The sequence below is a fragment of the Flavobacterium succinicans LMG 10402 genome, assembly GCF_000611675.1.
Classification (GTDB): Bacteria; Bacteroidota; Bacteroidia; order Flavobacteriales; family Flavobacteriaceae; genus Flavobacterium; species Flavobacterium succinicans.
The window spans coordinates 113858-139975 of record NZ_JATV01000001.1 but is presented as its reverse complement, the minus strand read 5'-3'; the positions used below and the strand labels follow the sequence as shown (position 1 = coordinate 139975).

Annotated in this window: 16 protein-coding genes; 2 read left to right on the top strand and 14 right to left on the bottom strand. The window is 36.6% G+C overall.

The annotated features are described in order from the left end of the window. Positions 1–7: 7 nt before the first annotated feature. The 3 genes from AO58_RS17480 to AO58_RS17470 all read right to left on the bottom strand — a co-directional run bounded on the left by AO58_RS17480 (position 8) and on the right by AO58_RS17470 (position 14510). Complete coding sequence (locus tag AO58_RS17480) at positions 8–4504, bottom strand: RemA C-terminal-like gliding motility protein (protein ID WP_024979847.1); 4497 nt, start codon at positions 4502–4504, stop codon at positions 8–10. A gap of 475 nt (positions 4505–4979) precedes the next feature. Then, the gene (locus AO58_RS17475; protein ID WP_024979846.1) at positions 4980–9851 is read right to left on the bottom strand and encodes a RemA C-terminal-like gliding motility protein; all 4872 of its coding nucleotides are present in this window, start codon (positions 9849–9851) and stop codon (positions 4980–4982) included. A gap of 375 nt (positions 9852–10226) precedes the next feature. Further along, entirely contained in the window at positions 10227–14510 is a 4284-nt protein-coding gene (locus AO58_RS17470) for a RemA C-terminal-like gliding motility protein (protein WP_024979845.1), read from the bottom strand. A 239-nt stretch (positions 14511–14749) separates the two neighbouring features. Between AO58_RS17470 and AO58_RS0100540 the strand changes: the two genes are divergently transcribed. Then, entirely contained in the window at positions 14750–15244 is a 495-nt protein-coding gene (locus AO58_RS0100540) for a regulatory protein RecX (protein ID WP_024979844.1), read from the top strand. Between the two features lie 376 nt (positions 15245–15620). On the opposite strand, the gene AO58_RS0100535 is transcribed toward AO58_RS0100540, so the two are convergent. The 11 genes from AO58_RS0100535 to AO58_RS0100480 form a co-directional block, all read right to left on the bottom strand. Beyond that, positions 15621–16793, bottom strand: a complete 1173-nt coding sequence (locus AO58_RS0100535; RefSeq protein WP_024979843.1) for a beta-ketoacyl synthase N-terminal-like domain-containing protein — start codon at positions 16791–16793, stop codon at positions 15621–15623. 658 nt (positions 16794–17451) lie between these two features. Continuing rightward, positions 17452–18723: an adenosylmethionine--8-amino-7-oxononanoate transaminase gene (gene bioA / locus AO58_RS0100525; RefSeq protein WP_024979842.1), complete on the bottom strand. Its 1272-nt coding sequence runs from the start codon at positions 18721–18723 to the stop codon at positions 17452–17454. 104 nt (positions 18724–18827) lie between these two features. Then, entirely contained in the window at positions 18828–19445 is a 618-nt protein-coding gene (bioD, locus tag AO58_RS0100520; protein ID WP_024979841.1) for a dethiobiotin synthase, read from the bottom strand. A 95-nt stretch (positions 19446–19540) separates the two neighbouring features. Beyond that, positions 19541–20146, bottom strand: a complete 606-nt coding sequence (locus tag AO58_RS0100515) for a hypothetical protein (protein WP_024979840.1) — start codon at positions 20144–20146, stop codon at positions 19541–19543. After that, positions 20136–20639, bottom strand: a complete 504-nt coding sequence (locus AO58_RS0100510; protein WP_024979839.1) for an RNA polymerase sigma factor — start codon at positions 20637–20639, stop codon at positions 20136–20138. The genes AO58_RS0100515 and AO58_RS0100510 overlap by 11 nt, the downstream gene beginning before the upstream one ends. Positions 20640–20646: 7 nt before the next feature. Continuing rightward, on the bottom strand, positions 20647–21507 hold the full coding sequence (locus tag AO58_RS0100505) for a TraB/GumN family protein (RefSeq protein ID WP_024979838.1): 861 nt from the start codon (positions 21505–21507) through the stop codon (positions 20647–20649). A gap of 39 nt (positions 21508–21546) precedes the next feature. Then, positions 21547–21726 carry a hypothetical protein gene (locus tag AO58_RS0100500; protein ID WP_024979837.1) on the bottom strand — a complete coding sequence of 60 codons (180 nt, stop codon included), beginning with the start codon at positions 21724–21726 and terminating at the stop codon, positions 21547–21549. Positions 21727–22138: 412 nt separating this feature from the next. Next, positions 22139–23293: an aminotransferase class I/II-fold pyridoxal phosphate-dependent enzyme gene (locus AO58_RS0100495; protein ID WP_024979836.1), complete on the bottom strand. Its 1155-nt coding sequence runs from the start codon at positions 23291–23293 to the stop codon at positions 22139–22141. Positions 23294–23371: 78 nt separating this feature from the next. Further along, positions 23372–23653 carry a F0F1 ATP synthase subunit delta/epsilon gene (locus tag AO58_RS0100490; RefSeq protein ID WP_024979835.1) on the bottom strand — a complete coding sequence of 94 codons (282 nt, stop codon included), beginning with the start codon at positions 23651–23653 and terminating at the stop codon, positions 23372–23374. Positions 23654–23729: 76 nt separating this feature from the next. Continuing rightward, positions 23730–25241: a F0F1 ATP synthase subunit beta gene (atpD, locus tag AO58_RS0100485; protein ID WP_024979834.1), complete on the bottom strand. Its 1512-nt coding sequence runs from the start codon at positions 25239–25241 to the stop codon at positions 23730–23732. A gap of 248 nt (positions 25242–25489) precedes the next feature. Continuing rightward, positions 25490–25969, bottom strand: coding sequence for an SGNH/GDSL hydrolase family protein (locus AO58_RS0100480; RefSeq protein ID WP_024979833.1), 480 nt, complete (start codon positions 25967–25969; stop codon positions 25490–25492). Between AO58_RS0100480 and AO58_RS17875 the strand changes: the two genes are divergently transcribed. Then, positions 25948–26115, top strand: coding sequence for a hypothetical protein (locus tag AO58_RS17875; RefSeq protein WP_155959399.1), 168 nt, complete (start codon positions 25948–25950; stop codon positions 26113–26115). The two genes, AO58_RS0100480 and AO58_RS17875, sit on opposite strands and share 22 nt — an antisense overlap. The last annotated feature ends 3 nt before the right edge of the window (positions 26116–26118 follow it).

Genomic DNA, 26118 nt, shown 5'->3' with positions numbered 1-26118 from the left:
TTTAAGGTTAAAAAATAATTTTATTACTTTTTACCGCTCCGTTAGCCAAAGTGGTCCGAACAATCAAGACCTGTTTACTCGATCTTAAAGAAGCAATCGACCATTTTTGTTCGTTAATTTTTGATTTATCGTATAATTTTCTACCTAACAAATCAAATATTTGCACTTTTTCGATAGCCTCTCCAGATGAATTGATGGTAATGATCTTGTTTTTAACGCTCACAATAAGTTTCTTATCCTCCAACACATTGTCTTCGGTACCCAATTGATTGTTATAATATTTTAGTACAAATCGATCATTTTCAACCCCCTTGATCGCTGTGAAAGAATAGTCCGATCGCGATAAATCATGAATAGCATTTGTCTCTTTATCTTCTAACCAAATTTCTTGACCTGCCAAAGCGCCGTCTCTGTGGTCAATACTAATATTGAAAGTGCCTTCGATTGTGCTTCGATACCCTAAAGGCACTTCATCTTTATCTGAAAAGGGCAAAGCACGTCCTTGAATGGTAAGATTCTGTCCCTTATTGACACTATAAAAATCGACAAATTCCTGCCCATCAAAACTTGGACCATCATACAAATTATCAAAGTCATTGGTAGCTCCACTAATGTACCCTACAAGTAATTGTTTGAAAGCGCCACCGCTATTGGTCAAGTTCAACCAAACACGATGCTTCTCAACTTCTACCTCAAGATTTTTGGAGAGATTAAAAAACTGACTATTGTTACCCGATACACGCATGGCATTGGTAAACTTGAAACTTCCTGCGGCTGTATTTCCCACAAAAAAGGACTGTCCTGCAGCAATAAATCCTTTGGGTGCAACTCCTCCTGTATTTGCTTTGCTAGCAGCTGTTCCTGTGCCTCCTGTGATGTTAAAAGTCGCATAATCATCAGCCTGATAATCATTATTTGTAATTGCCGTATTATGCGTCCAAAAATATAGGGCGCCGTGAATAATGTCTTTGTTGGTCTCCATGAACCTTTTTGCATCGATCGCTGAAGGATAGGGATTCCCGATCAAATTATATTGATCTGCTCCTACTTTAAATTCATAGTCACCATTGTTTGGAATACCTTTAAAAGCGACGGGTTGCTTATAAGGCATCGCTACCGTTTCTGGATAAGGCGCACCGTAGACTCCTGGTTTTGGGGTACGAATAATAAAACCTACGCCGGGAGCCATGAGTCCATCATCATTCACCCAACCTTTGAGGGGATCGTATTTATGATATTTATCCCATAATGTATTTGGCGACAACAACTTCGCAGTTTGCCCAATTACTGGAGACGACCAATAGGTATAATCAAAATTCTTCATGGGCGATGAAGTTCTTCGGTATTCTATGGCTCCACTGTTTTTAGCATTCGTAGTTTGGACTAAGCTTGCGTTGTTCTCAAGGATTAGTTTTCCTTTTGTGGTTACCTCTTTGACAATTGTGAGTGTATGCCCTGACTTTATGGTCATCGTAACACCCTCATTCACTGTACAGACACAACCGTTTAGATTAGAGGTTGAAGTATAATCATCAGCAATAATCAAATTGGAATCACTTGTAGGAATTACTGACCATTTTCCTTCTTTCCAAGTTGAAATCTTTGTGTATTTTGACAAATCATAACTTACCTCTCTTGGAAAGCCACTTCGAACATAAAAACTCAAATTATAAACACCACTTGAAAGTCCTTTAATATCTCTAGTACTAGATGAAAAAGAAGCATCACCTGTTTTTGACCAAATATATGTATATGGGTCTTGCCAGATAGGACTATTTACTAAATCGGCAGCTACACCAGAAGGCACGCTTTTAAGAATAGCTCCAGACGTTTCATTAAAATTATAACCCGCAAGCAACCCTTTTTCTGTACCAAGATACGTTGTAGGAGAACTAGCTAATCTTTTTATTTCTGAAAGCGAAAGTGCTGTGGTATAAAAACCAACTTTCATCATTTGTCCTTTGAAACAGTCCCATTCAGGCATAATATCACCCGCTATTGTTATTTCATTACTCGAATCTCCGCCATAATTTGAAGTTAATTGAGGTAACGATTTTTTTAAAACTCCATCTATAAAAAGCATCGTTTTTGCCCCATCACCAACAGTAGCTATATGATGCCATTCATTATCCCCAAGATTACCAACAGGAATCGAAAGGTACCCACCATACGAATGCAAAAATAGTACATCAGCTTGAAAACCAAACCTAAGTATGCCTTTCTGCCCGAACAATCCTGTGTAGCCAGAATTCAAATCGGAAGTTTTGAATTTAACCCATCCTTCCATGGTAAAAGAGGGCAAAACCGAGGGGAATTTCAAATTGGTATATACAAGTTGTGTTTTTGATTTATCAAAAAATATAGCTTGTTCTTGCTTTAATAAAGTTATACTCCCATTAGTATTACAACCCGATATAACTACAGGTTCAACGGGCATAGGAGGAAGCACCGTTGGAGGAAGCGGAGATACTGTAACCTTTACTGAAATACAAGAAGTTGTATTACATGAACCGGAATACCTAACAAAATATGTAGAATCCCTCAAAGGCGATACAGTTATACTATTTCCTGTGCCAATTACAGTTCCTTCGCAAGCATCAGCAAACCATTGCGCCGTTGCCCCTGTACCCGCGGATCCACCACTAACTGCAAGTGTAGTAGAATTTCCTGCATAAATCGTTGTTTCTCCTATTATGTCTGTTGGCGCAACTGAATAACTATTAACCGTTACAGGCAGAGCACTTACAGCGCTAATGCCACAATCAACTACAGCAGCAGTAACTCGTATGAAACCATTTTGTCCTCCAGCACCTGCAGTAACTCGAATAGTGTTGGTACCTTGTCCTGAAGTGATTATCCAACCTGGAGGAACGGTCCAATTATAAGAAGTTGCGTTCGCGACAGCTGCAACAGAATAACTAAGACCTGTTTGTAAGGCGCATTGAGTAGCATTGCCATTAATTGCTCCTGGTTGAACAAAACAAACAATTTCATCGGCTCCAATGTAAGGCTTACTTCTAGGTTGTCCATCTATATCAGTAGAAACAGCATCCAACAAAACGCCTTGCAAATCAAAATTTTTAGCTGTTGCCTTTAATCGTAGCGTGGTATTTAAAACAAAATCAGGTTGAATGTTTTTGGCGTTTGTTTCTTTTCCAATTACTTTCTTCCAATCCTCCAAAGTAGTCATTAAATTAGAAGATTCATAATAATCTCCCCAGCCTGCTACATATTGAGTAGAGTAATAATTATTAAAGTCTAAAAACAAATATTTATCCTTTGCTTTCCATTCGGAATAAAAGGCAACTTTTTTGGAACCTCCTGTTTGTGCATTGATGAAATTATTATTTCGAATATCCAATTTAGTTGTATTAGTACCTACAAAAATGGCCGCACTCAATCCTAGTTTCTGAACACCTCCTAATCGAACACTATTGTGATATACCTTAATATCTTCTCCTGAAGATAGAAAAATACCAAATCCACTTTGACTAAAAAGATCACCTCCCCCAGAGGTAACCACATCGGAAATGACATTGTTATTTAACATCATTCTATTACCAGAACTTAAAAGACCAAAAGAAGACGACATCAATGAATTTACAATTTTATTTATTTGGTTATTGGCAACAATACCATTTGATCCATACGCAGCAATTCCTGCAACAAAAGTAAATCCGTACTCATCATAATCTGTATTGACCAAAGACAAATCTGAAATTGTATTATTTAAAATAGAAAAATTAGAAGCCGTGTTAACATAAAGACCAAAGAAGGGCTTATTATTACCATTTGTAGTTGAGTTAGTATTATTTAATATTTTCCATCCAACATTAAGCATTTCATCTTTACCATTGATAAACAACAAATGCTTCGCATCAATAAAGTTAACATTTTCAATGGTATTATTGGGATTATTCCCAGTGCTTAGTTTACTTACAGTTGAACCATTACCAGCAAAAACACCTATAGACAGATTACTTTTTAAAGAGAAAGATTGTTGTACCGCAAGATTTTTAATTTGGATATTACTTGCATTGTCGCCTAACCAAAAAACAGTTTTTGATAGCGTATGATTCATTGAATTATTTTTCACAGTCAATGCCTTGCTACTGGATCCATTATTGCCATCAAAAATGACAAATTTGGCACCAATTATTTTAAAAACACTCTTACTACCTTCTCCAGTATTTCTATTTTCAATAACAACGGTATTTCCGGCATTAGGCTTTATAGTTAGTGTATTTGTTGCGCTTGATCCAGTAAATTGTGTGATAACGATTGGAAAAATCTCTCCATTTTTAGTAGAATAATTAGAGTCGTCTAGCAAAAAAGTAACCGGACCACTTACTCCTGAAGCATTAATTCTCGCTATTGCAGAGGTTATTGTTTTAAATGGAGCGGGTTGTGAAGTACCAATATGGTAAGTACCTGACAAAGCCTGAGCCATAGCACAATACGGCAAAAACAATAAAAAAATTAAAACAAAGTACTTTTTACGCATCCAACAAACATTTATTTAGTCTATTCTAAAAACAAGATTTAAACTTTTTGTTTCTATAAACAACATCAAAATTTAAAATTTTAGAAGGGGCAAAAATAAGGTATTCATTAGGGAAACTTATTGAGATTAAGATAAGATTAACCTTTTAAAATCTACAACTCACTTTAAAACAAATACTTATTAATACCTACAATCAGTAGACTAAAAATATTTTCATAAATTAACTCAATAACTATGGTCCTCATGTTAAAAAATAACAGATAAGACAAACACCAAAATTGAAATTCCAAATTCCAATATTAAACTTTTAAAACAAAAAACCCTTTCAAAGTACTAGACTCTGAAAGGGTTAAATGGATAGGGTTATATTTTTACCCAACAGATAGAAATCCGTTGCTACAATATTGTACGTTCCTTCACAACGGATTGAAATCCGTTGCTACAAAATAAATCGTTCCTACGGAACTTAGTGGGATTAAAAAATAATCTTCTTGTTGCTAATCGCTCCATTGGCTAAAGTCGTTTTGACAATCAACGTTTGCTCACTCGAAGGCAATGCCTCAATCATATACTCTTGTGCATTGATTTTGGATTTATCAAAGATTTTTCTACCTAACAAATCAAAAATCTGAATTTGAGTAATGGTTTCTTCAGAAGAAGTAACCGTTATTTTTTTATTTTTGATACTAATCACTAGCGATTTATCTTCTAATGTATTGTCATCTGTGCCCAAGGTTTTGTTGGTGTATTTCAATACAAATCGACTGTTCTCTACTCCATTAATGGCTGTAAAGGAGTATTTACCTTTAGCCAGATCATGAAGGGTAGCCGTCTTTTTATCTTCTAACCAAATTTCTTGTTGAGCTAAATTTCCGTCTCTTGCATCAATACTAATCTCAAATGGACCAGCAATAGTGCTGCGATAGCCCAACGGCACTTCATCGGTCGCTTCAAAAGGCAAAGCACGACCTTGAATCGTTAAATTTTTGCCTTGATTGATGCTGTAAAAATCTACAAAAGGTTGCCCATCAAAACTAGGCCCATCATACAAATTGTCCCAATCATTAGTAGCTCCAGCAATATATCCTACTAACAATTGCTTGAAAGCGCCTTGGCTGTTGGTTAAATTTAGCCAAACTCGGTTTTTCTCGTCTAATGTAGTTTTCTTGGTATTAGTTTGTTTGAAGAATTTATCGTTTTGTCCTGACACACGCATTGCATTGGTGAATTGGAAACTTCCTGCTCCAACGTTCCCTACGAAAAAAGATTGACCTGCGGCGATATAACCTGTTGGTCTATTCGCAGTAACTTCAAAAGTTGGTAAATCCAGTCTATTATTGTTATTTGAATCAATCCATTCTCCATTTTCTAGAACGTTGTTATTATTAGCATCAACCCATTCAGGTAACTTGTCTAAAAATCCATTTGCATTTAGATCGGTGAATTCTCCTGTGTCGACTGTTTTATTATTGTTCAAATCTATCCATTCAGGAGATAAATTACCCACAGCCGAAACTGTAGCTGTCGGACCCGTTAGATTAAAAGTGGCATAATCATTAGATGCGTACACATTATTGGTGATAGGCGTGTTATGCGTCCAGAAATACAATGGCCCATAAATTATTCCTTTATTATTCAAATCAGTCATAAACAATTCTGCATTTATAGCTGATGGATACGGATTCCCAATCAAGTTAAACTGATCCGCTCCTGCTACAAAGGGAATCGTACCATTGTTTGGTATTCCTTTGAAGGTCACCGGTTGTTCATAGGTAGGTCCAGACCAGTTATCAGGCGCAGGAGAACCAGGTTTTGGCACACGGATAATGAACCCAACACCAGGTTTCATTTCTCCGTCATCAAAAACCCAACCCGAAGTAGGATCAAATCTAAAATATTTATTGTCAAGCGTATTGGGTGATAAATTTTTAGCGGTTTGTTTCGGGACAACTATTCCATCACCATAAACTGGCGAAGACCAATACGTGAAATCAAAATTTTTCATCGGGGATGATTTGCGCTGATATTCTATACTGCCTGTATTTAGAGCAGCGGGATTGGTCTGTTTTAAACTGGTGTTATTTTCAAAAACCAAAGTACCTTTTACATCCAATCCGTTTTCTAAAATCAATTCACCAGGAGATTTAATAACAACATTCACATTTGGATCAACGATACACGAACATGCTGTAACTGCACTACTAACATTAATATTGCTACTTCCTGTAAATTTGGCAATTTTGTTGACAGTTAATCCTCCGTTGTCCCAAGTCACCCCATCGGAAGATTGTGAAATTGCCAAGGAAATAGTAACTATATTAGAGTACGCACTCTCAATCCCGCAACTACTCACAGCTTTTACTCTCATGTAGTACGTTTGCCCAGCTAACAATCCATTTATTGACAAAGACTCAGTAGAACTAGCTGAAGGAGTAACAGGACGATTTTGATAGCCTGCTAAATAAGAAGTTAAAGCAGCATCCGAAAACACATCTACAATATAATTAGATGTATTAGATGAAGCGTTCCATGTTTGAGAAGCAGTAGTTTGGTTACAAGTCAAGATAAAGTTTGTAAGTACTGGAGTTGCTGGAGTTGGAATTACCGTCATAGTCAAACCCGGACTCGTAGCTGGTGAGCCTGTCAAACAAGGTGTGGCATTAGAGGTCATTACACAACCAATAATGTCTGTATTCACAAAATCTGTTCCTGAAATTCCAGTATAAGTTACAGAAGTAGCACCACTAATATTTGTACCGTTTTTAGTCCATTGATATGTTGGGGAAGCTCCTCCGTTTGTTGGTGTAGCTGTAAAAGTTACTGTTGTTCCAGAACATGAAACCTGTGTGCCAGTTGTAATAGCAATACTTACACTTGCTGGCAAAATTGGATTTACTGTAATAGTAACTATACCTGATGTAACTGCTGGACAAACTCCACTTGTTACAACTGCTCTAAAATATCGTGTTGCTGTTAAAGCACCTATTTGAGCTATTGTTAATGTTGTTGAATTCGTGCCAACATTGGTTAAATTAGTAGTAAATGTAGCATCATCAGCTCTTTGCCATTGAATAGTACCCGTAGCACTGGCAATAGTTACATTACTTGAAGGAGAACTCCCTGAACATATCGTTTGATTTGCAGAAACAGCTCCAACTGCTGAGGTTGGATTAACTGTAATAATAGCTGACCCTACAGTAAAACCTGTTGTTCTTACACAACTAATCCCTCCTGTTCCTGTTACTGAAACCAAGTTATAAGTAGTTGTAGCCGTTACTGGAGTAGTAAATGTATTAAATGGCGTTCCGCTTACCACATTATTTACCGTTCGATTGGCAACACCATCATTATAAATAATCGTATAAGGTCCTGTTCCTGCTGTAGCAGTCCATGTTAATTGACCAGATCCAGTGACACAAAAAGGACCATTAGCCGTTAAACTTCCTTGTGGTAATGGATTTACCGCAATAGTAACTGTATTAGATGTAACTGATGAACAAACTCCACTTGTTACAACTGCTCTAAAATATCGAGTTGCTGTTAAAGCTCCTATTTGTGCTATTGTTAATGTTGTCGAACTCGTGCCAACATTTATTACATTACTAGTAAATGCAGCGTCATCTGCTCTTTGCCATTGAATAGTACCCGTTGCACTGGCAATAGTTACATTACTTGAAGGAGAACTCCCAGAACATATGGTTTGATTTGCAGAAACAGCTCCAACTGCTGAGGGTGGATTTACTGTAATAGCATAAGTTGCAGAAACCGTTCCGTTACCACAACCATTAACTCCTCTTACTGTTAAATTCCCTGATGTAGCACTTGCTGAAAAACTTCCAGTGATAGAAGCTGTCGTGCCTGATGGTGTAAACCCTGTTCCTGAATAACTCCATGTATAACTTGTAGCATTAGCAATTGCAGGTACAGAATACGAAACACCACTTTGCCCTTGACAAACCGTTGCTGTTCCTGTAATTACTCCTGGTGTAGCGGGCACTGTTGGCGAAGTAGTAATAGTTACAACGTTACTTTCATTATATAAACAATTAGTTCTTACTCCATTGATATCCGGAACATTTGCAGTATTTAAAGTAACTAATCTTTTAAATCTCCTAACTATGTTTGCAGAAGTTGCATTTGCAATAGCGGGTGGATCGTAAGTTCTTTCAGTTGCACCAGATATATTTGCATAAGCACCACCATCAGTAGATAGTTGCCATTGAAAATTAAGTTGTGGATTCTGCAAACTTGCGTTTTCTGAACTGTACTGCAAAGAACCTTCAATAATAGCAGGATTACCATTAGAGCATAAATTTATTGTTGTTGGTGCTGTTATGGTATTTGCATTAGCGTCAAATGGGGTCAATGAAAAGCCTACTTCATTTTGACCTGTATTTTCATAATAATCCAACACAAAATCATCATCGCCATCTAAACGAACCAAAACACTACTATAATTGGTTGGTCCTTGCTCAACCCATCGATCAAATACAGAAGTACCATTAAGCGTTAGTCGAATTCCATCATCACCTCTAAAATTAACAAAATAACAACCCGATTTTGTCGTTTTCATTCGATATCTAACCGCATAACCTTCGGTGTACATACTAGCTCTCTGACTACCCTGAGAGAAAACAGGAAAACAAGCAGTATAACCACCGAAACTTTCAGCTATAGTCTCCGACGCTACATCATAATATCCAGCATAATTCGCATTAGTAAAAGGCTCTGGTGAAACCCCACCGGCATTATAAATATGTCCTCGCCAAGTATCTGTGCCAAATGCAGTTTGACTGTCAATACTATTTCCAATAGAATTTAAGTTAATTCGCAACCGAGCAGGTCCAGAACCATCATTAACACAACCGCTAGGAGCAGTTCCTCCTCTAGAAATTAAGACTTTTACTTGTCCAGATAAGGTAGCTGTCCAGTTAAAATCAACACCTCCGCTACCAGCTGAAGTAGTTAAACCATTATTATTTGCAGCGTTATAAATTGAAACAATTTCATTGTTATTAGTTCCGCCAAAATTATCATCTACGCGAAATCGATAAGTAAACCCCTGAACTACATTTAAAAGTACAAACCTTCCAGCAGGAACATTATTTGAAATAGTTCCCGAATTATCAATACAATAAATTATAGTACTACCAACTTGTGTGGCTCCTGTAGGATAGGCACACTGCCCATAATTTTTAGTAGAAAATAAAAATAGAATAAACAAAAGCATGCAAGAAAAAGCTTTGCCAGTTAAAAAACTGTTCAATCCTATTCTTAAACCCCTTGATCTTTTTCTTTGATTAGTAGGAATCATTAATAAATCTGCAAAAAGTAAAATTCTTTTCATAAAAAAGTATTCAAAATTAAATTCTCCTTAACAAAACATTATAAGCCATATTCTTCTTTATGTCTTCTTAAGTGTTTGCAAAAGTAACTATTATCCGATATCAAACAACTACTATTATGAGAATTAATAGTAAAACAAACTACTGCTAAGCATCTTAGCAAATACCTTATTGCCCTAACAAAAAACAAACACAAATAAACTAAGAGATTGAAGATCCAATCATGTAAGGGTTAGAAAAAATTATCAGATAAAATTCCAAACTCTTATCCGGTAAAAGTTTACAGACTCAACAATTTAACAATGCAAAGTTGTAAAACAAAAAACCCTTTCAAAGCATTAGACTCTGAAAGGGCTTATCGTTTGAAGCTATTTTACTTACAAAATAATCTTCTTGCTGCTAATCGCTCCGTTGGCTAAAGTAGTTTTGACAATCAACGTTTGCTCACTCGAAGGCAAGGCCTCGATCAAATACTCTTGTGCGTTGATTTTGGATTTATCATAGATTTTTCTACCTAACAAATCAAAAATCTGAATTTGAGTAATGGTTTCTTCAGAAGAAGTAACCGTTATTTTTTTATTTTTGATACTAATCACTAGCGATTTGTCTGCTGATGTGTTCTCATCAGTACCCAAGGTTTTATTGGTGTATTTCAACACGAAGCGGTCGTTTTCTACCCCATTGATAGTAGTAAAGGTGTAACTGCCTTTGGTCAAATCATGAACGGTAGCCGTCTTTTTATCTTCCAACCAAATTTCTTGTTGGGCTAAATTTCCGTCTCTTGCATCAATACTAATCTCAAATGGACCCGCAATCGTACTGCGGTAGCCCAATGGCACTTCATCCGTTGCTTCAAAAGGCAAAGCGCGACCTTGAATCGTTAATTTTTTTCCTTGATTAATGCTGTAAAAATCCACAAAAGGTTGGCCGTCAAAAGTTGGTCCATCATACAAATTGTCGAAATCATTGGTAGCACCAGCAATATACCCTACTAACAATTGTTTGAAGGCTCCTTGGCTGTTGGTTAAATTTAGCCAAACACGGTTCTTCTCGATAGCCGTTGTTTTTTTGGTATTGGCTTGTTTGAAGAATTGGGTATTATTTCCCGAAACACGCATGGCATTGGTGAATTGGAAACTTCCTGCTCCAACGTTCCCTACTAAAAAAGATTGACCTGCGGCTATGAAACCATTTGGGACAGTTCCAGTTATACCAGTACTTGGCGCTTTCAATCCTGTACCAGTACCTCCTGTCAATGTATAGGTTGCATAGTCATTTGCAGTATAATTATTATTATTTATTGCCGTGTTATGCGTCCAAAAATACAAAGCACCATAAATAATACTACTATTATCTTGCATAAATTTAGTCGCATTTATAGCTGATGGATACGGATTCCCAATCAAATTGTATTGGTCGGCTCCCACTGCGAAACTATAATTTCCATTATTAGGAACTCCTTTGAAAGTCACCGGTTGTTCATAGGTAGTTCCCGACCAGTTATCAGGCGCAGGAGAACCGGGTTTTGGCACTCGGATAATGTATCCAGCACCAGGAATCATGGTACTAGGAAGTGCATCAGTAACTGGTTTATTATAGATAATCCAACCGTTTACAGGATCAAATCTAAAATATTTATCAGACAACGTATTGGGAGACAAAGCCACTATATTTTGATTCGCTACCGGAGAAGACCAATACGTGAAATCGAAATTCTTCATCGGAGATGATTTACGACGGTATTCTATAGCTCCTGAATTAGTAACATTGTTAGTTTGGACTAAACTCGCATTGTTTTCGAAAATAAGACTTGTCGTTGCACTATTAGTTACATTAACTGCATTAGTAATAGTTAAGGTATGACCATCTTTGATAAGAACATTACCTGATGTAACCGTACAAGAACAACCATTTAAACTTCCTGTAGAGGTGTAATCTCCTGTAAACTCTAGATTGTAATCAATAGTAGGCAATGAAGGAGTCCAGGATATTCCATTCCATGTGGTCGACTTAGTTCCTATGGTATAACTAATAGACCTAGAGCATCCTTTACCAATATCAAAATATAAATTATATTCACCTGACGAAAGCCCTGTAATATTTCTGGTACTTGCGGTATAAGCAGGTGTCCCTGTTTTGGTCCAAGCATAAGTATATGGATCTCTCCAAACTGGGGTGTTTACTAAAGTCCCGTTTTTACCGGCAGGCAAACTAGCAAGTGTAGTACCTGACCCTTGTTGAAAATTATACCCAGCAATTAAACCCGATTCGCTTCCAGTATAAGTTATAGGAGAATAAGCTAAACTAGCAATTCTGGTAGTAGAAAGTGCTGTATTATAAAGACCAACTTTCATTATCTGACCACCGAAAAAATCACCCGAACTATTAAAAACACCAGCCCCAATTTTTACATTATCGGCACTAGAACCATAATTTGAAGTTGCATTTCCACCAGATCCAACTACTACTCCGTCAACATAAATTAAGATCTGTGAACCTGTCCCAACTGCTGCTATATGATGCCAAGTATTATCACCAAGATTAACAGGTGGAGTTGCATAGATATTACCTCCATTTAAAGTGTATAAATGCAACTGACTACCTTGAAAACCAAATTCCAATACGTCATTTTGCCCGAATAAACTAGTAAAACCAGATGTATTCAAATCAGATGTCCTATATTTAATCCAACCTTCCAATGTAAAACTGGCTAAATTAGAAAGAAAAGAACTAGCGGTACTTATGTATTGGCTACTTGTTTTCACAAGTTCTAAAGCATGATTTTGATTTGCCAAAGTAATACTTCCTATAGCAGCACTACAACTTGCGTCTACTATTGTTGCTCCAACAGGCAAAGGAGGTAAACTGGCAATATAAATCGTAACCACCCCAGTCATAGCAAATGAGCAAAAAGTATTATTTCTAGTAGCAATGACAGTATAATTCCCAACACTATTTTGAAGTCCAAAACTAATGGAACTACCTGTACCAGCAATAACTGAACCTACATTAACACTATTTCTTACTAATTGATAACTCACTCCTATTTCTGAATTAGAAAGACCTATCAGATTACCAGCAGAACCAGCACAAAGATTACCAGAACCCGTCATTGTATAAACTGTTGGCAAAGTACAAGTAGACGATCCTACATTTACAATTCCAGTTGTGGCAGCAAAATAAGTATTGTTTTTATTAGTAGCACTCGATGTAGTACTACCCCAAGACCCAGAAGAAGTTGTAAAACCACCTAGAAATAAACTTCCAGCTGTATGGGTAAAAGTTCCTAAATTAGCAATTGCATTAGAAGCAATCGAAAAAGCAGTCGTTACAGTTGTTGCTTTACTAAGAGTAACTCCCGAAGTATTACTTAGAGTTAGACTATTAACAGTTCCGGGCATTCCAGCACTAGTAGTTTGAGCTACTGAACCATTAAAATTATAGTTTGCAGTAGTACTAAATGTTCGTGTTATATTTGTGGATGAAACTGAGCCATCTATACCACTTGGATTAGCAGTTATCAATATCGCCCCAGCATTTAGATTAACTTTAGCAACTCCTGTAGTACCACCTGATTGTGAAACCTGAAATGTAGCACAATCTAAAGTCCCATTAACAGTAAGTTCTCCTACCCAATCAGATTGTGTCGCAGCATCATCTCTATTTAATGTAAAGTTTGAAGCTAACTTTAATGTACTTCCTGTATTAACAACATACTTCGCCCAAATAGCAGCACCAGCTGTTGGCATATTTAAAATTTGAATACCAGACCCATTGAATGTAAGAATACCATTTTTAACTACTCCCACTGTTGATATGGAACCTGATCCAGCAGAGTTTGTCAAATTTCCAGCAAGATAAACATTACTTGTTCCAGAAGTTCCTGCGTTAAAATCAAAAACTCCACCTGTTTGATTATAATTTCCACCAATAGTCAGGGTATAATTTGTTGCATTATTAACTCTATATGTACCTGAATTTATTGTGAAGTTTCCACTTACTGTCGTATTTACACCTTGTAATACCGTTCCTGTTATAGTCAGATTTGGAAAAGCTGTAACTGAAGGCCCACCAATAATTGAATTCCCAGTAAATGTAACTAAACCAGAACCCGAAACTGATTTTCCATTATTTATCCAATCTCCATCAACAGTAATCCCTCTATTTATTACTAGTGGAAAAGCATTAGTTAACGTTATCGAATTAAAATCCATTGTAGCCCCTGCTCCACTTATAGTTTGAGTTGTCCCCCCATTAAAAGTAACTTCTGCATCAGCATTACCAACATTCATATCGAAAGTGCCATCATTTACAAGATTACCACCTATTAACAAAGTGTTCCCTCCATTTCCGGCTGTTTGTAAAACACCTCCTCCGTTAATTATTACATTGCCTGAAACTGTTAATCTTCTATTAGTATCATTATTCCCAATAGTAAGTGTACCACTAATATTTAAGCTTTTACAAACAGCTAAATTTATGTTTACAACAACAACATTACTGCTTATCAGAGTTATATCATCTGCATTACTAGGCACACCATTCGGGCTCCAATTATTAGCATCCCCCCAATTTGAAGTTCCTGCTCCTCCATCCCAGGTTTTTTGCCCAAACCCCAATTGAACCACCAACAACACCGCAAAAAGTAAAATTTTTTTCATAAAAAAACAGTCTAAATTTAATCTAGGATAACAAAAAATTATAAAGAAAAAATTCTATATAATTTTTGTTAATTTGGGGCAAAAGTAATTAATTTAGGCTTAACAGTATGTTAATTAAACTATTAAATCCATGAACAACAAGTGTCTTATTTTGCATTCTACTTTCAAGACATGATTTTGGCAACTTCCTATATAAAACCTTATTTTTGCTGCTCTGGTACTAATCTCAAAATCTCTTCATGCCACCCTTATACACCCTGAAAGAAGCCCAACACAAAATAGAACAGTATTGCGCCTATCAAGAGCGCTGTCACGAAGAAGTGGTAACCAAATTGAGAGGTATGCACCTAGAATCCCAAGAAATAGACCAACTTATTGTGCATCTTATCGAACAGAACTTCTTGAATGAGGCTCGTTTTGCTTGTAGTTTCGCCCGTGGAAAACACCGCATCAAACACTGGGGAAAAATCCGCATTACCAATGAACTCAAAATGCGTAACATCAATAATACCTTGATTGCACTTGCCTTAAAAGAAATCTCAGCCGAGGAATATTCGGAAACTTTTAATGCTTTAGCCGAAAGGAATTGGCAATCTATTACAGAAAAAAATGCGCTTAAAAAAAGGAAAAAGTTTTGTGATTATATGCTTCGTCGTGGTTTTGAGAGCAATTTGATTTATGATAAAGTAAAGGAATTGGAGTATGGGAACGCGGATGAGGCGGTTTTTTTATAGTGACTAAAATTTAACCGCAAGGACGCAAAGGCACAAAGTTCAACAGCATTCCTTTGTGTAGCTTCGTGAATTCTTGGTGTTTATTTGTGGTGAAATTTTAACCGCAAGGCTCGCAAAGGACGCAAAGTTTTAAACGATTAACCATTAACCGATTAAACTTTTTTTAAAATCCGTTCCATCAGTGAAATCCGTGGCAAAAAATTTGACCGCAAGGTCGCAAAGGCGCAAAGTTCAACTGCATTCCTTTGTGTAGCTTCGTGAGTTCTTCGTGTTTCTTTGTGGTGCAAAATTTAACCGCAAAGTTCACAAAGATTTACGCAAGGGACGCAAAGTTTTAAACAATTAACCATTAACCGATTAAACAGTTAACCAAATTTTACAAACTCAACAACACCGAAACGGCATTACCACCAAACCCAACAGCGTTAACGAGCACCTTACGAATCGTTCTTGAATCTGAATTTTGATTAAAAAAAGGAGTGTGAATAAACTGATTGTGTTGGAGCATCAAAATGGCCATTTCGACACTTAAGATTCCTGAGGCACCAAACGTGTGGCCAATTTTCCATTTATTGGTAGTTAGTAATGGTAACTGCTTTCCGAACACTTTTTCAATGGCACGGTATTCTGTCAAATCACCTTTGATGGTGCCTGGGGCGTGCATTACAATAGCATCTACTTCGGATAAAGGTGTGTTTTGCAAAGCCATTGCCATCGATTTTTGAAAACAAATGGCTTCTGCCGAGATTGAAATGTTATGTTCCAAAATTTCTGTAGCGTAGCCAATGCCTTCAATAAAAGCCAAGGCGTTTGCTTTCTTTCCTAATTCTAAACAGCATACTGCCGCACCTTCACCCAAAACCATTGTGTTTTGCTTTTTATCCAAATCCAAAGCACGGTTGGGCCATTCGACAGGCTCATGATGACCCTCTTTGTTTTGAGTATAAATCTTCAAAGCGCGCATCTGACCTATCGTAAAATCAGTCAAGGGCGCTTCGCTACCACCTACCAAAAACTGATTTGCCATTCCCGCTCGCAACCAAGCGACTCCGTTGAGTAAAGCATGCAAAGCAGTAGAACAAGTAATGGAATGCGAAATTTCAGGACCCGTACTTTGCAAATCATGTGCCACCCAAGACGAAATATTTCCCAAAGTAGTAGTGGGTGAAGCTAAAGTTTGGGCTTTCCCCGTGGTTAAATATTCTTGAAAATGTTTTTCGAACAAATCGGTGGCACCTCGAGACGAGCCGATGTTGATACCAAAACTCCCTCCTTTTTCCCAACCTGCCTGCGCCATCGCTTTTCTTGCCGCGACCATAGCATACAACACCGACTTGTCTAATGCTTTGTACTTAATATCTGTTTGCTGTAAAGCCAAAACTTCTTGTTGTGAAGCGGCATCCAAAGCAGCCACCCAAGTCTTTTGATGGTCTAAAAACTGCTCAGAAAAACAAGTTGAAGGATGTTGATAGTTTTCCCAAATGGTCTTTGGGTCATTGCCCAAAGGGGAAATAGAGGACAAAGCGGTTATAGAGATAATTTGTGACAAAATAGACGATTGTAATTTAACCGCAAAGGTCGCAAAGAATTACACAAAGTCCACAAAATAATTAAAAATCTATACAAATTGATTTTAGCTATGCGCATAAATGGAACACGGATGACGCGGATTTTTTAATGTAAAACACAGATTGGACAAATTTGCACAGATTGAAATTGAAAGACTATCGTGATGGGAACACGGATGACACAGATAAAGCGGATGGACGCAGATTTTTTTAGTATTGAAGATGATAAACACAAATTGCACAGTTGCAAAGATTTTCCACAAAACCCAAAACTTTGCGAACCTTGCGTAATCCTTTGCGAGCCTTGCGGTTAAAATCAACAATAGAATGGAACACGGATAACGCAGATAAAACGGATTGACGCGGATTGCTTGTTTCTACCAATAAAAAGTTAAATACAGATTTTCCACAAAACCCAAAACTTTGCGAACATTGCGTAATCCTTTGCGTGCCTTGAGGTTAAAACTAACAACATAATTGGAACATGGATAACGCGGATGTAATTATACCAAAATAAAAATCTGTGTAAATCTGTGTAAATCTGTGTAATCTGTGTAATCTGTGTCTTTTTCACCTCGAAGTCTCTACCGTTTTAATTTGTGTCAATTCGTGAAATTCGTGAAATTCGTGTTTAAAAAACTACACTATTTCCAAAGCACTTTCGACTACTTCATACACTTTTTGCAACTGTGCATCGGTAATTACGTAGGGCGGCAAAATGTAAACTATATTCCCAACTGGACGCAGAATTACTCCATTTTCAATAAAAAAATTATAGAGCCTATTGCGCAATGAGCCGTAATAACTAAAGCTGCTATCAGTCTTGATTTCCAAAGCGAAAATCACCCCAAAAACTCTAGTAGTACTTACTTTTGGATGTGTAGCAATACGCTTTTGAAAGTCCAAATGGCGTTGATGAATGCGTTGAATGTTGGTCTGCATCGTTTCGGTTTGCAACAATTCGATGCTGGCTAGTGCCGCAGCGCAACCCGTTGGATTTGCCGTAAACGTATGCCCGTGAAACAAGGCCTTGTTGATATCATCATCATAAAAAGCATCGAAAATGTCCGTGGTAAAAGTCGTAATCGCCATAGGAATAGTGCCACCAGTCAAGGCTTTAGACAAACACATCATGTCGGGCAACGTTTTCAAATAATCGCAAGCAAAGTTTTTTCCGGTTTTCCCAAAACCAGTCATCACTTCATCGGCGATGGTCAATACTTGGTTTTCTTTGCAAATTTGAAGCAAGTTATCCAAGGCTTCGGGTGCATACATCACCATTCCAGCGGCACCTTGTATTAAGGGTTCAAAAATAAAAGCCGTACAATTTTTATCGGTAATTACTTTTTGAAGAGCTGCCATACTTTCCGCTTCTTTACCTTGTACCGGAACTGGAATCCTTACGACATCAATCATCATTCCTTGAAAAGCTTCGGTAAAGAAAGAAATTCCACTTGCCGCCATAGCCGCAAAGGTGTCGCCATGAAAAGCATCTTCAAAAGCAATAATCGTCGTTTTTGAAATTCCTTGGTTAAAGTTATACTGCAAAGCCACTTTTATCGCAATTTCGACAGCGGTAGAACCATTATCCGAAAAAAAGAGTTTTTGCTGATTGCTAGGTAAAATTTCGACTAATTTTTCGGATAAAACAACAGCGGGTTCGTGCGTAAAACCTCCAAAAAGTACGTGCTCTAAGGTAGTAAGTTGTTTATAAATCGCATCCGCAATAAAGCGATTCGAGTGACCATAAGGATTGACCCACCAAGAAGCAATGGCATCGATATATTCTTTACCACTTTCGTCCCACAACAACGCCGCTTCGCCACGGACAATTCCAACTGGTAAAGCCGCTGTTTTATGTTGAGTGTACGGATGCCAAAGGTGTTTCTGGTCTCTTTCTGTTAAATTCATAGTTTTAAAGAATATAGAAAATAGAGTATAGAGGAAAGACTATACCCTATATTTTTTTGACAAAGATAGAAAAGTCTATGCTCTTTATTCTGCATTCTAATTTCTTATAAACTCAATAATTGCTCTCTAAACAAATCGGCATATTCTGCGATGACATTCGTGTCAAAATAGGGTTCTTGGTCAATTCGTCCAATACATTTCAATCCAGTTTTGCTTAAAATAATCGATTCGGTTGCTTGATTTTCATCTCCAGAAAAAACAATTCCAGCCACCGCAATGTTTCGGTTTTGCAACGCCTCGATAGTCAACAACGTATGATTAATACTCCCCAGATAATGACGGGAAACCACAATCACTTTATAATCGGGTTGAATCAAATCGGCAATCGTATTAGTTGTGTTCAAAGGAACTAAAATTCCACCAGCGCCTTCTATTACTAGATGATTTTCGGTTACTGGCTCTTTAATTTGAGTTAAATCAATGGTAATACCATCAATCTCGGCTGCATAATGCGGGCTTGCAGGCGTATGCAAAGCATAACTATTGGGATGAAAAACAGTCTTTTGATTGGACACGTATGCCTTTACTTTATGACTATCGGAATTATCTAAATCTCCTGCCTGAATGGGTTTCCAATAATCGGCTTCTAAAGCTTGTGTAATGATAGCGGCTGCAACGGTTTTACCTACATCGGTACCTATTCCTGTAATAAATAATTTCATATTTTTTTGAGCTTTTGACCGCAAAGTTCGCAAAGAAATCACAAAATCTACTATGATTGCAACACAAAAAAAGCAACCCGAAAGTTGCTTTATATTTATTCTTCTTTTAACTCGTCTAAAACGGTTCGGATTTCTTTGGCGTATTTGCCATAATAATAGTGTACCCACCATTCTAAAGCGATCCCCATGAACAACATACTAAACAAAACCGCAACAAACAACACTATACTATTGGTGATATCAGTAAATAATGTCGCACCGTTAGGCAGTTTAAAATATAAAACCCCAATCAAAAACAAAACCAGAAAAGGCGTTAAGGCAAAGCCAAAGGTCTTGTAAAGTTCCATATTCAAGCGGATATCAAAATAGGTTTCGTATAAATTGTCTTTGGTGCTTAATGTCGTTTTATTTAATCGTTTATAAAAAATAAACAACTTAATTAAATAATAAGCACTAACTGCTACAAACAAACTGAACAACAAATAAAAGGGAGTGATGGCTTGCTCTGGAAATCCATTTAAATAAGGCGCAAATCCTATAAGAACAATTGATACAATTTGATAAATAAATTCATTTTTCAAATTTTTCTTAATCTTATCTAGTGGTGTATTGGCCTGTTGTACTTTCTCTAATTGAGTGGGAACAACCACATTTTTGGTGTTTTCGTTGTTCCAAGCTGATTGTATATCGTTAAAATCCATATCCTTGATTTTTTATAATTTCTTTTAATTTTTCTTTGGCTCTATTCAATTTGACTCTAGCATTTCCTTCTGAAATCCCTAGGTTTTCTCCAATTTCTTTATGTGAAAACCCCTCGAGTTGGTAAAAAATAATCGCTTTGTCTATCTTATCCAATTTTTGAACGGCCCTATAAAAGTGTTCCAATTGCCGCTCTTTGATATCGGCATCCCCTTCTTCGTCGGGAATATTAGTAGATGACAATTCGTATTTGTCTACTTTCTTTTTTTCTTTTTTCAGAAAAACAATGGCAGTATTGATGGCTACACGATACATCCAAGTAGAAAACTGACTTTCTCCTTTAAAACTATCGTTGGCTTTCCATAGCTGGCAAATGATTTCTTGAAACAAATCTTCTTGGTCGTCTCGGTTGTCCATATACATTTTGGAAACCTTGTACAAGATGCCTTTATGCTGCTCGATTCGGGATAAAAATTCTTGCTCTTTTGTCTTCAAAGTCAAATTAGTTGGTTATGGGTTGTACCTTATATCCTGCTTTTTGTAATAATTGAATCACTCCTTTTTCTCCACCTAAATGCGCTGCTCCTACAGCAAAAAATACACTTTCATTTTTCATCATAGCTGGCATATCTTTGACCCAATTACTATTGCGATTATCCAACATTACAGGTTTGCTTTTCTCATCCATAAATTTAGGGTCATTAACCATTTCATAAATGGCCTTTAAATCTTCACTTTTATAGGTTTGAGTTAATAAATCGAAATGTTTTTTGTTATAATTTCCCAACTGCTCAACCATTTCGTGAGGAGGATAAGCCGCGTCTAAAGTAGCAATTTGGGTCGCAAATTTCTCTAAACCTACTACTTCCATTTTGCGTTTTTGAGCCATTTGAAAAAACTCCAATTCATACATTTTAGGAGGACAATTTAACGATTTTATCATTATTAAACTCATTAAAGAACTCAAACTAGTAGTCTCAAATTGACTAGCGCCTACTCCTACTTTCTCTTTCAAAAGAACATCTAATTTTTTATAATCTTCAGGGGTCAGAAGAGTGCTCAAAGCTACTTTGCTCACACTCATTTCTTGCATCGCTTTTACTTCTGATGGGTCGTCAAAATCTAACTCTAAGGCTAATTTAGTTGATTTATCAAATGCTTTTTTCACTTTTTCTTTGATGGTAAAATCACTTTCACACATCATGTGTAAGGTTCCGTATACATAAGAAGGACGTGCTAATCCGTTTCCTGAAATTTCCCATAATAAAGAATTTTCATTTGCTTTTTTGGTTTGTGCTTGTGTTGAAAAACTAAAGCTTGTTACCGCTACTAAACCTAAAATAAGTGTTTTAATTGTTTTCATGATTTTTGATTGATTGATTGATGATTGTGTTTTAGCCTTCTATTTATTCTTTGTTGAGGAATTACTAGCTAACAAACAGCATGCTGTGATTAGTAATAAACCGTTTTCTGGTTTCTCAAATACAAACTCTTTTACTAAACTATACCCTAAGCTAATTCCAGCTAAAAAAAGTAATACGTAAAGAATTTGGTTTTGGAATTGTGTTTGTACATTTTTCATGGGTTTTGATTTTTTGGGTTAATGATTGATGATTAAAAACGATAGCTAAATAATTTGATTACGACTCGTAAGTAATCAACAACTAAAAACGTTACAAACTTTTTTTGTTTTTTTCAAAAAACCCAGAAAACAAGAGACTTATGAAGTGTAATTTTTTTCAAATCCAACACGAATGGCACTAATTAACACAAATGAATAGCTAACTTAATCGCAAGGTTCGCAAAGAAAAACTTAGATGACCTTATATGCCTTATATGGTTAAAAAATATCCGAAAGGCTTTATGATTTTTGGTTAATCTGAAAAGACTTAAATAAAATTCAAATTGAAAAAAATAAGTACACAAGTTCTTTGGCACCAATAAACTTGAGCAATTAAAAACATTTTTTCTGTATAATTCGTATAGTGCTTTTTTTAGAGAAGTAATGATAAACAATATAAAACCTCCGAAATTTGAGCTTCGGTATTGTAGCTGTGTAAACAAAAACGCAAGCGCTCTTGCCCCGCGGGAACGGTGGGTGAAAGTATGGGTTTTACATCAAACCCCTTTTCTTGTAGTTGTTGAGCAATGTGTTTTACATTAGCATTTCCGGGAATTATAGCCGATTGAATCGCCGATTTGCTTCGAACGAAAAGCGGTTTCAAACTGAAGCGGTTTTTTTCTTGATTAAAAAAATTAATTCGCTCTTTCAATTCACCAATTGCTGCTGCTTTAGTATTCAACGCCTGATAAGCAATATCAATTGTTGCAACGGAATGTGGAGAAAGTCCTGTAGTGTATATAAAACTTCGTGCAAAATTGACCAAAAAACTACTCAATTCCTCAGAACCTAACACAACAGCACCATGACAACCTAAGCCTTTTCCAAAAGTAACAATTCGTGCAAAAAAGTGCTGTTGCAAACCCAGAAATTGTACCAAGCCTTCTCCTTTTTCACCAAAGACTCCCAATGCATGTGCTTCGTCAACCACTAAATAGCAGTTGTATTTCTCAGAAACAGTCACCAACTCTTCTATATTGGGACAGTCTCCATCCATAGAAAAAACACTTTCTGTAACTACATAAATGGTAGTGGAATGCTGATTTTCAGAAGCCTGAAACTTCAAAATAAGTCGTTCCAAATCCTCAAAATCGTTATGCTTGAACTTATACGCTTTCGCATTGGATAACTGAATCCCATCCCTGATTGATGCATGACACAATTCATCAAACAAAATATAATCTCCTTTTTGTGGTACTGCACTAAAAAAACCAACATTAGCATCATAACCCGAATTAAAAAGCAGGGCAGATGGCGATTGATGAAAATTTGCAATAAAAGCCTCTGTCGTAGGATACAAAGTATGATTCCCAGAAAGCAATCGCGAACCTGTTGCTCCGTTTATCATACTATTATTAGTGACTAAATGATGATGTGTCGCTGTAAAAATAGCTTCGGATTTTGCAAAACCTAAATAATCATTTGATGCAAAATCGATTAATTGGTTGGCCAAAGACAATTTTCTAAGCGCATTTTGCTCTTGTCTGGCGGCTAACTTTTGAGCGAGTGAATGGGGAAAATCTTTCATAAGTGCAAAAATATACAACTTTTCATAAAACAAGAAAGCCCAACAATTGCTGGGCTTTCTTCTCTATTCTATATTCTCTTAGTCTGCTAAAAGAATTAATTTATTGTCTTTCATTTCAATTGTTCCAGACTCGATATCAAGTGTGTATAATTGATTAGAAACTTTTTTAAATTTAGTTTCTCCTTCGCTTATAAAATCAAAACTATTGGCTGCAATTTTTACAGTTCCTTGTTTTAGTAACGAGACAATTGGCGCGTGATTATTTAAGATTTGAAAACTTCCGTCTACACCTGGAAGGGTAATAGAAGTAATTTCCCCATTAAATAATTTTGCTTCTGCTGATACAATTTCTAAAATCATTTTTTTAGTGATTAGTAATTAGTAATTAGTGATTAGCACCATTTGCATACTGCCACCTTCTAATTGCTAACTGATTTTATGCTTCGGCTAACATTTTCTCTCCTGCTTCAATCGCTTGCTCGATAGTACCTTTAAGGTTGAAAGCAGATTCTGGCAAGTGATCCAATTCACCATCAATAATCATATTAAATCCTTTGATGGTATCTTTAATATCAACCAAAACTCCAGGAATACCTGTAAATTGCTCCGCAACGTGGAAAGGTTGAGATAAGAAACGTTGTACACGACGTGCTCTAGAAACCGCTAATTTATCATCTTCTGATAACTCTTCCATACCAAGAATCGCGATGATATCTTGCAATTGTTTGTATTTTTGAAGAATTTCTTTAACTCTTTGTGCACAATCGTAATGCTCATTTCCTAAGATATGAGGAGTCAAAATTCTTGAAGTAGAATCTAATGGATCTACCGCAGGATAAATACCTAACTCAGCAATTTTACGAGACAATACTGTTGTAGCATCTAAGTGAGCAAAAGTTGTTGCTGGCGCAGGGTCAGTTAAATCATCCGCAGGAACGTAAACCGCTTGTACAGATGTAATAGATCCTTTGTTTGTAGAAGTAATACGCTCTTGCATCGCCCCCATCTCAGTTGCCAATGTTGGTTGGTAACCTACCGCAGATGGCATACGTCCTAAAAGTGCCGACACCTCAGAACCTGCTTGTGTAAAACGGAAGATGTTATCCACGAAGAACAATACATCTTTTCCTTGATCAGATCCAGCTCCATCACGGAAATACTCAGCGATAGATAATCCAGAAAGTGCCACACGTGCACGAGCTCCTGGAGGCTCATTCATTTGTCCAAAAACGAAAGTAGCTTTAGACTCTCTCATTCCTGGCATATCCACTTTAGATAAATCCCAACCTCCATTTTCCATAGAGTGCATGAAATCGTCACCGTATTTAATAATTCCAGACTCTAACATCTCACGAAGCAAGTCATTTCCTTCACGAGTTCTTTCTCCTACTCCTGCGAATACAGAAAGACCACCGTGACCTTTTGCAATATTGTTGATCAACTCCTGAATCAATACTGTTTTACCAACACCAGCACCACCAAACAATCCAATTTTACCACCTTTTGCATAAGGCTCAATCAAATCGATTACTTTGATACCTGTAAATAAAACTTCAGAAGAAGTAGATAAATCTTCAAATCTTGGCGCTGCTCTGTGAATTGGCAATCCGTTTTCACCTGTTTTAGGCAATTCACCTAATCCATCGATTGCGTCACCCACTACGTTAAACAAACGTCCGTATACATCTGGACCAATTGGCATTTGGATCGGATTACCCGTACCCACTACTTCATAACCTCTGCTCAAACCATCTGTAGAGTCCATCGAAATGGTACGTACAGTGTTCTCACCAATATGGGATTGCACCTCTAGTACTAACAAAGTACCATCTTTTCTAGTGACTTCTAATGAGTCATAAATTTTTGGAAGTTCAACATCCTTACCGTTGAAAACAACGTCAACTACTGGGCCAATGATTTGGGCAACTTTTCCTATTACTTTTGACATTACTTATGTATTTATTAAATAGCTATTTGGTTTGTGAAATTCGCCATCAGAAAATAAATGCTCTCAGATGCTTTTTTCCGCGAGCAAAGATATATTTTTTAAAATAGATAATCAATATCTTTTTTTCAAAAAAAACGATATTTTTCGATTCCCAGAAAGGAAATCCGAACTACTATTATATCGTTATAGAAAAAAGCAACCCTCAGTGAATCACCGAGGGTTGCTTTAGATTTATTTTTTGAGATTATTTACAAACTTGCTGGATACAAAATTCTAAACTGACCAACATTTACACTTTTGAAATTAGAGCCATATTTCGCATTAATTGCCTCAGCAAACAGATTAGAAATTATTGCATATCCTCTTGGACTTGGATGCACTCCATCTAATGAAAACATCCCTCCTGTTACAAATGTAGAAGTTGTATTGTATCCATTATAAACAATACCGCCACTCGCTAATTTATCAGTTACTCCTTTCAACTCTACAAACGCAAGTCCTTTTGCCTTAGCCACTGATTCAATTGTGGCGTTATACGCATCTGTAGCAACTCTAACTTCTGAAATTTCATTTTTAGACAAAACCCAATTGTCCGCAATTAAAACTAATACTCCATTAACAGCTACTGAATTACCAGAAACTAACGCACCTATAAAGCTACTAGCTGGCAATATTATTAAATGCTCTGCAATTGCATGCCCATAAGATGGCAAATATTTCAAAAGCATTTGCGCCAGCATTAAAACCTATGAACCTTCTTGCAGCCTCTTCCCTTTCATCAAATTTATTTTTCACTTCAAAAAAAAAAAAAAAAAAAAAAAAAAAAAAAAAAAAAAAAACACCAACCGAAGTTGGTGGTTATAATTTAATTTGAATA

Excerpts from the sequence above, each read along its gene's own strand:
- AO58_RS17480 (WP_024979847.1), bottom strand. The coding sequence starts at position 4,504 with ATGCGTAAAAAGTACTTTGTTTTAATTTTTTTATTGTTTTTGCCGTAT.
- AO58_RS17475 (WP_024979846.1), bottom strand. The coding sequence starts at position 9,851 with ATGAAAAGAATTTTACTTTTTGCAGATTTATTAATGATTCCTACTAAT.
- AO58_RS17470 (WP_024979845.1), bottom strand. The coding sequence starts at position 14,510 with ATGAAAAAAATTTTACTTTTTGCGGTGTTGTTGGTGGTTCAATTGGGG.
- AO58_RS0100540 (WP_024979844.1), top strand. The coding sequence starts at position 14,750 with ATGCCACCCTTATACACCCTGAAAGAAGCCCAACACAAAATAGAACAG.
- bioA (WP_024979842.1), bottom strand. The coding sequence starts at position 18,723 with ATGAATTTAACAGAAAGAGACCAGAAACACCTTTGGCATCCGTACACT.
- bioD (WP_024979841.1), bottom strand. The coding sequence starts at position 19,445 with ATGAAATTATTTATTACAGGAATAGGTACCGATGTAGGTAAAACCGTT.
- AO58_RS0100515 (WP_024979840.1), bottom strand. The coding sequence starts at position 20,146 with ATGGATTTTAACGATATACAATCAGCTTGGAACAACGAAAACACCAAA.
- AO58_RS0100505 (WP_024979838.1), bottom strand. The coding sequence starts at position 21,507 with ATGAAAACAATTAAAACACTTATTTTAGGTTTAGTAGCGGTAACAAGC.
- AO58_RS0100500 (WP_024979837.1), bottom strand. The coding sequence starts at position 21,726 with ATGAAAAATGTACAAACACAATTCCAAAACCAAATTCTTTACGTATTA.
- AO58_RS0100495 (WP_024979836.1), bottom strand. The coding sequence starts at position 23,293 with ATGAAAGATTTTCCCCATTCACTCGCTCAAAAGTTAGCCGCCAGACAA.
- AO58_RS0100490 (WP_024979835.1), bottom strand. The coding sequence starts at position 23,653 with ATGATTTTAGAAATTGTATCAGCAGAAGCAAAATTATTTAATGGGGAA.
- atpD (WP_024979834.1), bottom strand. The coding sequence starts at position 25,241 with ATGTCAAAAGTAATAGGAAAAGTTGCCCAAATCATTGGCCCAGTAGTT.
- AO58_RS17875 (WP_155959399.1), top strand. The coding sequence starts at position 25,948 with ATGGCAAATATTTCAAAAGCATTTGCGCCAGCATTAAAACCTATGAAC.
- AO58_RS0100480 (WP_024979833.1), bottom strand. The coding sequence starts at position 25,969 with ATGCTTTTGAAATATTTGCCATCTTATGGGCATGCAATTGCAGAGCAT.